The organism is Martinezella lusitana (assembly GCF_900094565.1).
Lineage (GTDB): Bacteria > Pseudomonadota > Alphaproteobacteria > Rhizobiales > Rhizobiaceae > Rhizobium > Rhizobium lusitanum.
Map to the genome: position 1 here is coordinate 37,444 of NZ_FMAF01000009.1, position 14,684 is coordinate 52,127.

Consider the following 14,684-nt stretch of genomic DNA (forward strand, 5'->3'; position numbering starts at 1 on the left):
TGGCCGTTGTCGGTGTCCGACACCGTCGCGTAGAAGACGACGTTGGATGCGGAGATCGTCGTCGGAGCGGTCTCGCCGGTATAGCCAACCAGAGTGCCGTCGGCCAGCAGCGCCGTATGGACGGCAAGACCATGCGAGCTCAGCGCTTCACCATCCTGGCCCTGCGCCGCGACCGTTGCACTGGTGAAGGCAACCGAGCGATCGCCGAGGCCTGACTGGTTGCTATTTGAGCTGTCTGCGCCCCAGGAAATGTTAAGCGAGCCGGTGGCCGCCGCTGCGCCTGTGTCATGGCTTAGGGCTGCGTTGCCAGAAGCCAGGGCCGCCTCGGTGACCGAACCCGCAGTCCCTGCGGCCGCAACCGGCACGCTGTCTGTAATGTCGACACTCGCGACTGACGCAACCGTATGGCCGCTCGTGTCGGAGACCGTATACCGGAATTGAAGCTGAAGCACATCGCTCGACGCATTGGCACCCCGAGGATGGTCCAGGGCAGCGAGCTGGGTAAAAGTATAGTCGCCGGTCGAAGCGTTGAATACCAGCGTGAAGACGGTGAGGCCATTGGCGACGCCGGTGACGGTCTGTCCGCTCTGGGTGACGACAACGGGAATGCCGCCGGAGGTTAGACCCGACAGCTGCTGCGTGCCGCTGCCGGTGATTTCTGCCTCTCCGACCAGCGTGACGGTCGTGATCGCGGCATTATTGCCGCCGAAGCCGAAGCGGCCGGTACTGCTGGTCGTAAGGAAGGCGCCAGTGCTGCTGCCGCTTTCGATCAGCGAAGCCGTTTCGGTCGCCTGCTGATCGATGAACGGAACACGAGTCTGGGTGCCGGACAGATTGGCGCCGTTACCGCCGCCGATTATGTCGCCGGGACCGAGAAGGCCAATCAGGTTAAGCGGCGTACGGGCATTCCCAGCCTGGCTGTCCGTGAACTGGTGGCCGGAATCCGTGCTATTGCCGGCGTGAACCGAACCGTCGGGACCTTCAGCAACGTTGATACCCTGCTGCTGCAGTGCGGCGACGACGGCCTGCTGCGGCAGTGTGACTTCACCGATCAGGAAGGTTGGAACGTGCAGCGCTCCATTGATAATGATAATGCGCGTACCGTCAGCCTGGACGAGAACAAGATTACGTCCCTCGACATGAATGTCGTCGATGGAGGTATTCGGCGGCAGATGGACCACATTGCCATTGTCGGGCACGATCTGGACCGGCTGACGAGCGACGGCGTTTTGTGGGTCGTTGGCGCTCAGGCGCCCCGTCTTGCCATTCGCCTGCTGCTCCTCGGTTTGTGCCACCTCGAACGCAGCGACATCAGCATTCTGCGACAACGGCAGCAAATGATCGGAGCTGATATCGGCTGCAACGCTCGCATCCCGGCCACCTGATGCGAAATCATGCGAAGCAGCTTCGTGGTCTACGGTCGAAATGCGCAAGTCGTCCATGGATCTGGTTCCCGGTGTTTCGTAATGTGCCGCAATCAATTACGGGAACCGGTTGATTGCAATACTTCGTTAACCTCGCTGATATAGCCGGTTATGCACCGTCGCAGAATTATTTTACCGATGGTTAACTCACCTAAAGAACACCTTGTTAAGTGTACTGCTTGACTTTACGTCAGCCGCGGTGTGCTAATGCGACGTTATAGGCTGTTGCAGTCTGACGTTGAGAATCGGGGGGAGTAGTTGTGCCGTTTGCGATCAGCCTTTCGTTAAGTTTTTTGTCCGAGTGGCTGCAGCGAAGACCGCATGGGCGACCAGCACACAGTGCAACCTTCATCCTCTGTGCCGGCCTCGCCGGCTGTCAGATGGACGGCGTCGGATTGGAGAACAACGGCAAGAAGGACGAGATAAAAATGCCGTCCACTGCCATTGAAGAGACCTATGGCGGCGACAGCGGCGCGGAAATCACGCTATTGCTGCGCAAGGGTGCCGCCGGTCTCTATGAAGGTCCGGCCCGCGATGTTCGCGACGGGGCAGTGCTTGGCGTCGGTGAACTCGGCAACAATCAAGTTCGGCTGCGCGTTAAGAATGTCGGCCCGGGACTTGCCGGCGTTGTCGCACAGGTCACGGCGGCCAAGGGTCGGAATGCAGCCCTGATCGTCAGTTATCTGCCGCCGGCCGAGACGGCTTCCATCGCTGCCATTCCACCCGCCCAGCGTCCCCCATTGCTTAACCTTGCGAGTGCAGCAACCGGCGGAGACGTCTTCAATTTGGCCTCGGATGAAATCGACAGCGCGACGGAGGGCGTGAAGGCGGCAGCACCTGCAGGCCACAAAAAGGTTTCGGCGCTGGTGCCTGCTGATTTTTCCCAATCCGACGCTACGAGATTGGGCAACGCCCTCTGGAACAGTGGCAACACCTTCATGGGCCTTGGCCGTTACGGCGCAAGTGATCAGTCCGCCGATATCTTCACCAAGAATCGACCGCTCATTCAGTCGGCCGAAATCGTGGTCATTCTCGGCAACACCCCGGAAATCGGCGCGGTGGCAAGCGCCGCGCGCAGCGCAGCCATTCCCGGCCAGGCGCTGGTCGGTACCAACAACTGGCCGCAATCGGTCTATGCGACGCCGGCTGTGACCGGCGCCTTTATCGCGACGGACGACACGCAAAGCAGCGGGCTCATCGCCGAGCGCTACCAGCGCCATTTCAATCGCCCGCTGACGACCTACGGCTCCTATGGTTACGACGCCATGGCGATCGCCTCGGGCCTCATCCGTTCCCAGGGGCCGCAAGCCATCACCGCAGGCAATTTGAGGAACAAGGTCGGCTTCCGTGGCACGACCGGGCTCTTCCGCTTCAATGCCACCGGTCAGGTGGAGCGCAGAATGGTGATCAATACGATCAACGATGGCAAGCTGAAGGTTTCCACACAACCCTCACAGTCGTTCTGAAGCAGACAGGCTTCATTGAGCATAATAGATACTGAGACCCGCTGTCACCATGACGGCAGAGCTGCGTTATCCACTCTTGCGTCAGGGTGGGTCACTTCGTTACCCCTGTCGAGATCATGCTTAATGATTTTCCATTGCATTCCGTACAATTTTATACTTATTTGATCCCTTAATTTATACTTAATTTATCCATGTATTCGAACGTCATATTCAGGAATATCGCGCAATATTCTCTCAATCAGGGAGAGTTGAGCGCTAATGGCACACAAGAACAGGAAAAATATACTTTCAGCACTTACCGCAGCTTCCTTTGCCTTCGGTCTTTCGTCACCGACCATTAGCATGGCAGCGACCGACGATACCGTCAGCCCCGTTGTCAAGCTTTTCCAGGACCCACTGGTCGATACTGCCATCGATCTCTTCGCGCCAACCTTCAGAAACGCGGCAAAGGCCATCAGCGGCATCGACGCCGCGGCATTGAACAAGAGCCTCGCGGTTGCGCCGGGCGGCCTTCCGCACAATGACCGGACTGCGTCTGAGCCGGTACCTCCCACAAAGCCGAGCAACGCTCCTTTGGGCAACTCAGTGTTCGGCACCGTCGCCATTCCGTTCAAACATCTTGCCGCGCTTGACAATTTCGCCGGCCCGCTCGCGGAAATCCGGTCCGGCAAATCACTCGATTGCGCTGCAGGTGGATGCAATGCAGCCGAAAGCGCCATCGCTGAGGCTGAAACAAGGATTGCCGGCGCGTCGATCCGCGACAAGATTAATACCGTCAATTACACGGTTAACCATGCCATCCGCTACGCCAGCGACATGGACACCTATCATGTGGCAGATTACTGGGCGAAACCAAGTGAAGCACTGTCGCATCAGCAGGGCGACTGCGAGGACTACGCTATCTTGAAGATGGCCGCACTCTATGAGGCTGGCGTCGATCTCGACCAAATGACACTGGTCGTCCTATTCGACCAGCAGCGGCATTTCTACCACGCCGTCCTGTCGGTCTCCGTCAGCGGTAATAATCTTATCCTCGACAACATGCGCGACGAGGTCTTGTCCGACAAACGGATTGCAGGATATCTGCCTCTCTATTCGATCGTTACCGGTCGCGGCTATCTGCACGGCTCGCGCGATCCTCGTGCACAAGGGGTTGTCGCCGCAGTGCCGCTCACGAAGGTGGTCCCCGGCGAAGGCGAGGTTCACTAGCCGAACACGCTTCCAGGCCTTCCGAAGCAAGCTTTGCGCATAACAAAGCGATGGCATTCTCAGTAGACGGAAAGATAGCCGATCAGCATCAACGCCTCGTGCGTCGGCGCCAACGCCAGACTGATCTGGCCCTTCAGCGATTGCGAACCGAAGCCGATCTTGAAGCCGGTGTTCACCGTCTTGCCACGATTGACCGATAGGATGGAAAGGACCTCTTGGATCTGGGTGTCAATCGACAGGCGTAGCGTGCGCGCCGTCTGCTGAACATCATCGATCAGCGGCAGGCGATGACGCAGCATCTTCAAGAAGGCATCGTTGAAGAGCTTGATCCCTCGCTCTTGCGTCAGTACCACTGCGGGTGTCGGCGACGCCTGAAGGACGGCGTTGAGATTGGTTAGCGATGCGATATCTTCGACGGCATTGAGGCGACTTAACGCCCATTTAAAGCTCAGCACCCGCAGTAAGGACGTGAGATTGCCAGTCTCTGGCATTTCTGCCGCCGTGTTGGAAACCAGGTCACCGATGCTGATGCCGCCGGCCTCCGACATTCGTCCGAGGCCATCCCAATAGATTCCCTCCAGTCGAATGCCACGACGCTCGCCGCCACCGGTTATGGCGCGGAAGCGTGGCTCCAGTTCATCACCGTCAACCGATGGAAGGGCTTCCTCCCGGACTATCATAGCAGCGTCTTCCTTCCCGCCTCCTTTGCGCATGACTGTCCTCACCGTTCCGTCAGCGCTTCGGAGCGCGCCTTGTTAATCGGCTTCATCAGATAGGCCAGGATCGTTTTGCGACCGGTCATGATCTCGGCCGAAGCCACCATGCCTGGGATAATCGGATAGTGCTTGCCGTCGCGTTCCAGCGCCGATTTGTCGGTCTTGATGCGCACGAGGTAATAGGTTTCGTTCTTGTCCTTTTCGACAAGGCTATCGGCGGAGATGTTGACGACCTTACCGTCCAGAGCGCCGAAGATCGAGAAATCATAGGCCGAGATCTTGATGACCGCCGGCTGGCCGATGCGCACGAAAGCAACGTCGCGTGGCGAAATCTTCGCCTCGATCAACAGAATGTCCGCTGTCGGGACGACGCCGGCGATGACCTTGCCGGCGTCGACATATGCGCCGATCGTGTTGACCTCCAACGTATTGACGATGCCGTCGACCGGAGAACGGATATCCGTATGCTTGACCCGATCGGACGCCCCGCGGATTGTCTCGTCGACGACGGAAAGTTCCGACAGTGCTTGTCCCTTGTCGGTAAGGGCCTGCTGTCGTAGCTGCAACCCTAGATCGGCGACCTGTAATGTCGCCTCATTTATGGCCGCGTGCAGACGATCGAGACTTTCGACATAGACTTTAAGCTGCCCTTGCAGGTCGACAAGGTCTCGCTGGACCTTGAGGACCTCCGTTTGAGCAACGAGCTTTTTCTCACCGAGCGGCCTCAGCAGATCATATTGCTTTTGGGCGCCGACAATATTCTGCGTCAAGCGGTCTATGTTGGCGCGGGCTTCGTCCAGCTCGTTCTGATGTTGCTTCAGACGCTGATGGAGAACATCAAGCTTGTTCTTGTAGGAAGCGCGATCTGCCTCGAAGAGCTTTTCTTCGTTATCGCAGACAGTTTTTGCGGTAGCAAGAATATCGGCCGGGCAGACGAACTGCGCGTCGAAGGCACCCGCCTCCTCCAGGGCCAGGCGCTCTACTTTGGCGCCAAGCGAGCGAGCCTTGGCAACCGATTCGCCGAGCGTCGATGCCGTCGTTGTATTGTCGAGCTGGACCAGCATATCGCCCTTGTGGACGACCTGTCCGAGATTGACATTGATCTGTTGGACGATACCGGGCTCAGAGGATTGTATAATTTGCGTCTTCGATACCGGTATCACCTTCCCCTCGCCGCGCGCGATCTCGTCGATGTCGGCAAAGGCCGCCCAGGCAACAAAAGCGACGATCATCAAGGCACAGAGGCCAAGGATCAGACGGGCAAAGAATGGGGGATTGTCATGGATATTGCGGTGAGAGGCACGCATCATTGCACTGCCTTGCGCTGCATCGCCTCGATGACTGCATTTTTGGGCCCATCGGCGATGATGCGGCCCTTGTCGATGACGATCAGCCTGTCGACCAGCTCCAACATGCTATGACGATGGGTCGCAACTAGCAGCGTCGTTTGCGGGCCGAACGCATTGCTCAGCTTGCTGATAAGGTGGCGTTCGCTCGCCAGGTCCATCGCGCCCGACGGCTCATCCAGGAAGACGATCCTCGGGCGGGTCAGGAGCAGGCGCGCGATAGTCAATGCCTGCTTCTGGCCGTTCGACAGGTTTGCACCGCGCTCGCCAACCGGCATATCGAAACCGCGGGGGTGTACGGAGACGAACTCCTCAACGCCGGTCATTCGTGATACCGCCAGAAGCTCGTCATCGGTGGCATCGGCCCGGCCGAGCAGCAGGTTCTCTTTTACGGTGCCGGAGAACAGGTCCGACGACTGGCCAGCGACAGCGACGGCGGCACGCACCTCCGCCACATGATACTGGCGTATATCGACCCCATCGATCAGCACGCGGCCGCTGACCGGCTGAAACAGACCGTCAAGGAGCCTGCCCAGGGTCGTCTTGCCCGAACCGATGCGGCCAATGATCCCGATCTTTTCGCCAGGTGCAACTGTGAAGGACAGCTGATTAAGGACCGCCTGGTCAGAGCCCGGATATTGGAAGGAAACATTCTGGAAGCTGAATCCGCCGCTACTGATCTGCCGGTTGACAAAGCCGGCGGTCGACGGGCGGTCATCAGGCTGCTCCATGATCTTGTCGAGAATGCGCAGCGACATGGTGGCCTGGCGGAAGCGCGCCAGCGTCATGGCGATCTGCCCGAAGGGCGCGCCGGCGCGACTCGCCAGCATGACGGTTGCAACGATCGCGCCCATGGCGATTTTTCCGTCGGCAAATTCATACGTACCCGCAATGACGATGAATACGCTGACCATTTGTTGCAAAAACATCGTCATGTTCATGGCGTTCGACGAGATGTGCTTAATATCCTCGCTGGTCCGGCTCGAATATTTCGTCAGCTCCTGCCAGCGGCGCAGCATCGTCGCCTCGGCGCGGAGGCTCTTCAATGTCTCGATCGTCGAAATCGTCTCCACAAGCAGCGACTGGCGGCGTGAGGCTTCGTTCGTTGCCGTTGCCATGCGCTTGCCAATTTGGGCCTGTGCCACGAGGCCGATTGCCACCGAAAGGATGAAAGCAACGGCCGGAATGATCACGAGCCAGCCGGCGATCAAATAGATGACGACAAGGAAGATCACGACGAAGAGGCTATCGATCAACACCCCGATCGTGTTCGAGGTGAAGAACTCGCGCACGAATTCATATTGCGTTACGCGATTGGCATATTCTCCAGTCGACAGCGGGCGGGACGCCAGCGTCGAGTTGAGAATCTTGTCGAAGATCAACTGCGACAGCCGCAGATCCGCCTTGCGGCCTGCATAGTCGATCAGCGACGCTCGGGCTGTCTTCAGCAGAAAATCGAAAAGATAGGCCAATGAGATGCCGGCGGTCAGGACCCAGAGCGTTGGAAATGCCTTGTTCGGCAGGACCCGGTCATAGACATTCATGGTGAAAAGCGGCGATGCCAGTGCGATGACGTTGATGAACAGTGCCGCTAACATGACGCGGGCATAGGTGCGCCAATAAGGTACCAGCGCCGTTGCCAACCAGTGCCGTTTCTCGATCTCCATAGCGTGGCCGACGCGCGCATCGTCCGAAGAGTTTTGATAGTAGAGTGTGAAGGCGAATGCCGATCGCGGGTTGAGCGCCGTGAGTTCGTCCTGCGTCAGGCAGGTCACTGTCCCGACGAGGGGCGTGAGTTCAGTAATGTAAGAACCACTTTCGGTAGTTTCGAGCAACGGCAGAACACCGCCATCAGCAAAGATGACGATGGCCGGACACTCGAAATTGCCCAGCCGACAATCTCGTTCCGTATGCTTCAGGACCTGCAGACCGACGCGCTCAGACAGCCGTTCGATATCGTCCAAATCCATGGCTTCCAGAATTTCATCCGGGACGCCCGAAAACAGCACAGTATCCGAGTTCGGACGACCGTAAAACGCAGCGACAGATTTAAATGCCGATTTGAATGTCAGCAGCGATACGCTCGCAGATACGCCAGGTGCTACGTTCAACATGACGTACTATCCAATGCGGATTGTAACAATTAACGAATCGGCTCGAGCAGATCCATCGGCAGGCCGGGCTTCTGGTGCGAGTCGTATTTGGGATATCCAGGATCGGCCGTATTCGACGAAACAGCGAACTGATCACGGGCATAAGGCGTCGCCTGATCGACCGGCTTCAGCTTCATCGTCGACAGCAGGCTGCCCGATGCGGCAAGGATCTTGTATTCTGCAAAGAGTGACGCCACTTCCGCCGTCTTGGCCAAAACCTCGGTGTTGAAGCGGGTGTTCTGGGCATCCAGTAGATCAAGCAGCGAGCGCTGACCGACCTTGAATTGCTCGCGATAGGACGTGACGAGCTGAGCGTTTGTCTTTTCCTGCCCATCCAGGATATGCGCCAGCTGACCTTGGTTGGTACGCTCGTTCCAAGCGGAGCGGACGGACTCGTCGACCTCGCGGTAGGTCTGGCTCAGCGCAAAACGCTGTTCGGAGGCGCGACGAACCAGCTCCTGTTGATGGGCCGTATCTATGCCACCATGATACAGGTTCCATTTGGCCACGACCCCCACCTGGACGTCGCTTGTGTTACCTTTGTTGCCGTCGACATCGTCACCAATACGGGCGCTGCCGACAAGGTCCAGCCGCGGCAGGAATGCGGACTTGGAACCGCGCACGTCGGCATCCGCAGCATTGACATCAGCTTTGGCCGATGAGATCTGTGGATTGTTCTTTTGAGCGATGAAGACCGCGTCATCCAACGTCTTGGGCAGGTATCGCGCGACGGAAGCCGGGCGATCCGCATTGCTGATCGACTCGCCGACAACCTGGAGAAAACGGATCTTCGTCGCGTCGAGCTCCTTCTTTGCTTCCTGAAGGCGAGCATCAGCTGCCTGCAGGCGTTCACGGCCCTGAAGACGATCGGCGTCGGTGAGGGCCCCGCCCTTGATGCTATCCTCGATATTGCCGACCATCTGTTTGTGGAAGGCGACGTTCTTTGCAGCAGCCGCGACGATCTCCGTCTGCAGCAGATATTCAAGATAATCCTGAGTTACTTCCAGCGCCAAAGCTTCCGACCGCTGTTGGACGCGGAAGGATGCACCGTCGACACGGGCCGCCTGCTTGTCCTTCTGCGCCTTGCGGTCGCCGCCGTCAAATAAAGTCTGCGTAATAGTCAAGCTTACGTCAGCAGGATTCAGGTACTCATTGGTGCGCGACAAAGCTCCTGATGTGACATCCGACAGTCTCCTCCGACCATAACCGGACTCGAGATCGACAGACGGCAAGTAAAGCCCCCTCGCCTGACGTAATTGAAACTCGGTTGCTTCCCGATTCTGCGCCGCTTGCATGATTTGCGGATTGGTTTTCATTGTCTTTTCAATTGCCTGCTGCAATGTCATAGCGCCAGCAGAACCACTTGATAAAGAAGTCACGGCCATCGAAATCCCGATTGCCGCCATCAATCGCATCTTATAAGCCAAAACCACGCCCTTCCCCAAATTATACTTCAAAGATACATTTTATAAATCTTATTCACCTACAAGCGTAGACGACATCACATCTACTTGTAAAATAGATTTCGATGCAATCTCCTGAAACAGTTAATGTCGGGGAGTGCAAGCCTTTATGGCATCAATCTATTGACTATTTTTGGTTATTAACACTGTTAGCGCAATGTGTCGCATGATCGCAACAATACTAATATTCAGCCATACAGAGAATGTACATGGTTTTTAGCTAGCGATACGCGCGAAAAATCAATTTAAAACGATCTTAAGACTGGAAATATTAGAAACCGCTCATCGGCGCGCAAATGCGCCCAGGAGTTGGGATGTTCTGACGACTGTTACTTCGGGTCTCTCGCATGACTCGCTGCCTCGCACGGTTCTGCAACCAGAGCGCAACCGCAGACCGTCTGCAGAGGGCCGAGGCGGGTCGATAAAGGGTAAATGGCAGCGCCGATAAATTCTTCTTGAGCTAATTTAGGCTTGAGCGAAGAATCGCCATGGCTTTTTCAAAGCTGCAAATTCATCGTCCGTGTACCGGCTCTGAAAAATGACCCCGTCGAGGTGCCCCGCAACAATTTGAAATCATTAGGAAAAATGGAACGTCCATGGCGCGATGGGCGACGCCGATATGACCGCTAAATTCCGAAAGAACAGAATATTTTTCAATGGCTAAAATGCGGTGTCCACGGGGTCACCCTTGGATGCTTTTTCACGGCCATGGCCATCGTCGTTGAAGATACGGTCGAACTCGCCTTCAATATGCTGGAAGATTTTTAGCTGTGGTCTGGTCCTTGCTGACATGCCGCCCCAAATACGCGTCGTAAGTAGTCACGTAGCCACAGCAAACCGGCAAATAAATAGTTACGCCGAGATGGTTGGGCGTGCGCTTCGATAAACGAGCGACGTAATTTCCGACATGGGAGGAAATGATTTGAACGAAACACTACAACTGTGGGAGTGGCGCGAGAAGATCGCAAATCTCTATTACGAGGTCCGTTCCAACCCAGACGCGGCTGCTGCCTGGCGGCTTTGGTGTGACACCCGTTCGACCATGTTTCGCGACCATCCTCAGTCGCCAATTGAATCGGCGGACCGCAAGACGTTTGAGGGACCCACTACATTTCCTTATGATCCCTCGTTGCGCCTGATGGTTCAGCTCGTTCCGGTGACGTCGGAACGGATAACCGTCGCAACAGGAGACGACGGTGACCTCTCGATGTATACGTTCGCCCGGACGAGCGGACTGGGGGCCAGATTGGGCGGAGAATTGACGCTCTACTGGATTGAGGGGTACGGCGGTGGCGTATTCCTGCCGTTTGTCGACGCGACCTCCGGGACCGAGACCTATGGCGGTGGCCGATATCTCCTTGACACCATCAAGGGAGCGGATCTCGGAGTTGTCAGTCCAGGCGGCACACTAGTGCTCGATTTCAACTTTTGCTATTTTCCTTCGTGTGCCTATTCGTCCCGCTATGTCTGCCCATTGGCGCCATCAGGCAATCGACTGAAAGGCGCAGTCAGAGCCGGGGAACGGCTTCCTATCTCGACATGATAGGTGTCAGGGCCGGGAGCCTGAATGTTCGTATTCGGCCATTCCGAGGTCGCGAAGGAAGCCGGTGATTTTGGTAAGGGACGAAATCCACACCCCCGAACGGACGCGATTGATTTTCCCCTGGTGCTCGGCAAGCGCCAGGTCAATGTTCTTCCAACATGCATGGAGGAAACAATCCGCGCATGTCCAGACCGACTGACCTTGCCCCCATATGTGGAACGGCCCGCATGGCAAGAGCTTTTTCAGTCGATTTCATACATTGGAACGGTGCGGTCATATGTCCGGCCTTTGCGCGCGGCACATGGCCGCTGGCCTTGATGAGATCCGCGAACGAGGAGCTGAATCAAGTTTACGCGCTTGAGCGCATTGGGGGCAGTAGCTTCACTCGTTTCGGGATTTCGTCCCATGGTTCATCGCCTGTTATTGCACCTTGCCCTCTGCCAGCCCTGCGCCGGTCAGATCATTTTGGCGGTCACTGCGTCCATCAGACAGCGGCCGCGGTAATCGCCAGTGGAGCGGCACGCCGATAAGTCCCGCCCTGGTTCAGAAGCGCCCAGATAATCCGAGCCGTCTTGTTGGCCTGCGCGACCGCTGCAACCTTGAAGGGCCTCCTGGCGAGAATCGCCTTCAACCACGGCCGCGTCCGAGCGTCGTTTCGGGCAACCCTCAAGACGGCGGTTGCCCCGACGACGAGGAGAGCGCGGAGGTCCGGATTTCCCATCTTCGATATTCGGCCCAGTCGCTCCTTGCCTCCGCTTGAATGAGACCGCGGTGTCAATCCGAGCCAGGCGGCAAAGTGGCGAGCTGACTTGAATCCGCCGGGATCCGGCACAAGCGCCTTGATGGTCGCCGCGGTAATAGCGCCCACGCCAGGAATCGTGGTCAACCGGCGCATGTCCTCGTCGCGTTTGGCCTCCATGACAATTGCGCGCTCGAGCCTATCGATCTGGTCGGCCGAAGCTTCGATCACATCGGCAATAGCCATCAGAGCGAAGCGTGCTGCTGCGGGTAGGCGAGCATCGGTCTCATCCCGCACGATCGAAACCAGCGCCTCAACCTTTGCCAGGCCGGCGGTGGCGATGATGCCTAATTCGGCCAGATGCGCGCGCAGGGCGTTGACCGCCTGCGTTCGCTGCCGCACCAGAAGAGCGCGGGTCTTCAGCACCATTGCGGCAGCCTGCTGCTCGGCCGTCTTGATCGGGACGAAGCGCATGGTCTTTCGGATTACCGCTTCGCTGATGGCCTCCGCGTCCGCCGCATCCGTTTTACCTCGCTTGACGAAGGGTTTCACATAAGCTGGCGGAATCAGTCTGACGTCATGGCCGAGAGCCGTTATCGCGCGCGCCCAATAGTGGGCGCTACCGCATGCTTCCATACCCACCAGGCATGGTGGCAGCTTTTCGAAGAAGCGCATAACTTCGCTGCGCCGCAGCTTCCGGTTGAATACGGGCGAGCCATCCGCATCCGCGCCGTGAACCTGGAAAACGTGCTTGGCCAGATCCAATCCAATGGTGATAACCTGTTTCACGGAACGGTCCCTCCTTTGTGGCGTTCGAACAACGACCACGTTCTAGCACGTTGATGCTGTGGAGCGGGCCGTTCCACCACATCAAGTTTTATCCATTTTTGAGTTCGCTCCAGCGGTTTTGGGTTGCTGTATTCAGAGCGGTAGCGGCGGGTTGCGGTGCGGAGCCATTCCGGCTGCGCAGCACCGCATCGCGTCGCGCATCATCGATCAGGTTCCGAAGCAATAGCCGTTCCTGGTTGCCTGCGGCATTTGCGAGCAACCATCTTCGGCCCCACACCTCTCACGCGGATAGCTGCCTAGCGTGACTTGAAACGGCTCACCTGGCGACTTATGTATAATACAAGGCCGCGACGTCGCGCCACAGGCGGTGATATCATTGGCGAAAGCCGGCATCAGTCGCTGTCAATCATTCCCGATTTACGACCTTTGAGGAGCAAGCCTTATCGAGGCTTGAACTGTTACTTGAATTCACCACGCTATAATTCCCGCGGCCCAGGACATAAGCCGGCCCGCGCGCTTGCCGCTCCCGCAGCGCACACGATCTCCGGGGATCTCAAACGACGATATGAGCAATATATGCTCCTGGCGCGCGAAAGCGCCCAGGCCGGCGACCGGATCGAGGCCGAGAACCTCTACCAGCACGCCGAACATTACTACCGCATGGCTGCCGCGCAGAAGGCAGGTCGCGGATAATGAGCACACCGTTATTACCCCAGTCTGCCGACGGTTCGGACGAAAAAGCCTGGCTGAAAATCCTCGCGAAATACCGCACGCCGCATACAGGCCGCAGCACCTTCGAACTGCTGATAACTGCCGTTCCCTTCGTCGTCTTCTGGATGCTGACCTGGTTGGCAGTGCATTATGACTTCTGGTGGGGCCTGATCCTGATTGTTCCTGCCGCAGCATTTTTGCTGCGCCTGTTCATGATCCAGCACGATTGTGGCCACGGCTCCTTCTTCGCGCGCCGTCGCTTCGACGATTGGACGGGGCGTGTTCTTGGCGTCCTCACTCTCACCCCTTACGATTACTGGCGCAAGGCACATGCAGCGCATCATGCCTCCGCCGGAAATCTCGACGAGCGCGGCGTCGGCGACATAACCACGCTCACCGTGGGCGAATACAACGCACGCTCCCGATGGGGGCGGATTCGATATCGTCTCTATCGACATCCCTTGGTGATGTTCGGCATTGGACCCGCCTGGCTCTTCCTGTTCCAACAACGCCTGCCAGTCGGTATGATGCGCGACGGTGTCCTCCCCTGGATGTCGACCATGGCCACCAACGTCGCGGTGGCGGCGATCGCAGCCCTGATGATCTGGGCAATCGGCCTCGGGTCTTTTCTCCTCATCCACCTGCCGATCGTTCTGTTGGCTGCGGCTGTCGGGGTCTGGCTCTTCTACGTGCAACATCAGTTCGAGGAGACGCACTGGTCGAAAGAACCGGAATGGCAGTTTCCGAAAGCTGCCTTGCATGGCGCCTCCCACTATGATCTCCCGCTCATCCTGCGGTGGTTAACCGGCAATATCGGCATTCACCATGTGCACCATCTCTCCAGCCGGATCCCCTATTATCGGCTGCCGGAAGTGTTGCGAAACCATCCGGAACTCGGCGACATCGGCAGGATCACGCTGTGGCAAAGCCTGCGCTGCGTGAAGCTGGTTCTATGGGACGACCGCAGTCGAAGGTTGGTTTCGTTTCGCGAGGCTGCCAGGATCACAGGCGCGGGTTAGCGACCTGCTTTCAAGATCAATGGACATTGGTGAACGACCTGGTTCGCTGAAAACGCGAAAAGGTTATGGAAATCAGCTTCACCAACGGATGGCGCACAGTGTTCCC

12 protein-coding genes are annotated in these 14,684 nt (G+C 57.4%); 6 read left to right on the forward strand and 6 right to left on the reverse strand.

Going from position 1 to position 14,684, the window contains the following annotated elements; translation table 11 throughout:
- A partial coding sequence (locus GA0061101_RS39470) for a DUF5801 repeats-in-toxin domain-containing protein (RefSeq protein ID WP_167669576.1) occupies window positions 1-1,442 on the reverse strand: 1,442 nt, incomplete at its 3' end.
- A 410-nt stretch (window positions 1,443-1,852) separates the two neighbouring features.
- Here GA0061101_RS39470 and GA0061101_RS19320 point away from each other — a divergent pair.
- Window positions 1,853-2,890: a type 1 periplasmic-binding domain-containing protein gene (locus GA0061101_RS19320; protein ID WP_141694093.1), complete on the forward strand. Its 1,038-nt coding sequence runs from the start codon at window positions 1,853-1,855 to the stop codon at window positions 2,888-2,890.
- Between the two features lie 342 nt (window positions 2,891-3,232).
- The gene (locus GA0061101_RS19325; RefSeq protein WP_245297504.1) at window positions 3,233-4,099 is read left to right on the forward strand and encodes a transglutaminase-like cysteine peptidase; all 867 of its coding nucleotides are present in this window, start codon (window positions 3,233-3,235) and stop codon (window positions 4,097-4,099) included.
- Between the two features lie 59 nt (window positions 4,100-4,158).
- Here the strand turns inward: GA0061101_RS19325 and GA0061101_RS19330 are convergent, their stop codons facing one another.
- From GA0061101_RS19330 to GA0061101_RS19345, 4 genes are read right to left on the reverse strand one after another with little or no spacing between them, the layout of a single operon-like run.
- A complete protein-coding gene (locus tag GA0061101_RS19330) occupies window positions 4,159-4,779 on the reverse strand; it encodes a ribbon-helix-helix domain-containing protein (protein ID WP_234903929.1) in 621 nt (206 codons plus the stop codon).
- A gap of 41 nt (window positions 4,780-4,820) precedes the next feature.
- Entirely contained in the window at window positions 4,821-6,122 is a 1,302-nt protein-coding gene (locus tag GA0061101_RS19335; RefSeq protein ID WP_037198183.1) for an HlyD family type I secretion periplasmic adaptor subunit, read from the reverse strand.
- Window positions 6,122-8,275: a type I secretion system permease/ATPase gene (locus tag GA0061101_RS19340; protein ID WP_037198133.1), complete on the reverse strand. Its 2,154-nt coding sequence runs from the start codon at window positions 8,273-8,275 to the stop codon at window positions 6,122-6,124. The genes GA0061101_RS19335 and GA0061101_RS19340 overlap by 1 nt, the downstream gene beginning before the upstream one ends.
- Window positions 8,276-8,304: 29 nt before the next feature.
- Window positions 8,305-9,720, reverse strand: a complete 1,416-nt coding sequence (locus GA0061101_RS19345) for a TolC family outer membrane protein (RefSeq protein ID WP_092574556.1) — start codon at window positions 9,718-9,720, stop codon at window positions 8,305-8,307.
- 979 nt (window positions 9,721-10,699) lie between these two features.
- Here GA0061101_RS19345 and GA0061101_RS19350 point away from each other — a divergent pair.
- Window positions 10,700-11,320 carry a DUF1684 domain-containing protein gene (locus GA0061101_RS19350; protein WP_244655203.1) on the forward strand — a complete coding sequence of 207 codons (621 nt, stop codon included), beginning with the start codon at window positions 10,700-10,702 and terminating at the stop codon, window positions 11,318-11,320.
- A 24-nt stretch (window positions 11,321-11,344) separates the two neighbouring features.
- Window positions 11,345-11,638, forward strand: coding sequence for a hypothetical protein (locus GA0061101_RS39860; RefSeq protein ID WP_208865017.1), 294 nt, complete (start codon window positions 11,345-11,347; stop codon window positions 11,636-11,638).
- A 166-nt stretch (window positions 11,639-11,804) separates the two neighbouring features.
- Here GA0061101_RS39860 and GA0061101_RS19360 read toward each other — a convergent pair whose 3' ends face one another.
- The gene (locus tag GA0061101_RS19360) at window positions 11,805-12,848 is read right to left on the reverse strand and encodes an IS110 family RNA-guided transposase (RefSeq protein WP_037198129.1); all 1,044 of its coding nucleotides are present in this window, start codon (window positions 12,846-12,848) and stop codon (window positions 11,805-11,807) included.
- Window positions 12,849-13,310: 462 nt separating this feature from the next.
- Here GA0061101_RS19360 and GA0061101_RS40145 point away from each other — a divergent pair, with 462 nt between their 5' ends.
- A complete protein-coding gene (locus tag GA0061101_RS40145) occupies window positions 13,311-13,541 on the forward strand; it encodes a DUF4167 domain-containing protein (protein ID WP_234903931.1) in 231 nt (76 codons plus the stop codon).
- A complete protein-coding gene (locus GA0061101_RS19370; protein ID WP_037198124.1) occupies window positions 13,541-14,578 on the forward strand; it encodes a fatty acid desaturase in 1,038 nt (345 codons plus the stop codon). Before GA0061101_RS40145 ends, GA0061101_RS19370 begins: the two co-directional genes overlap by 1 nt.
- The last annotated feature ends 106 nt before the right edge of the window (window positions 14,579-14,684 follow it).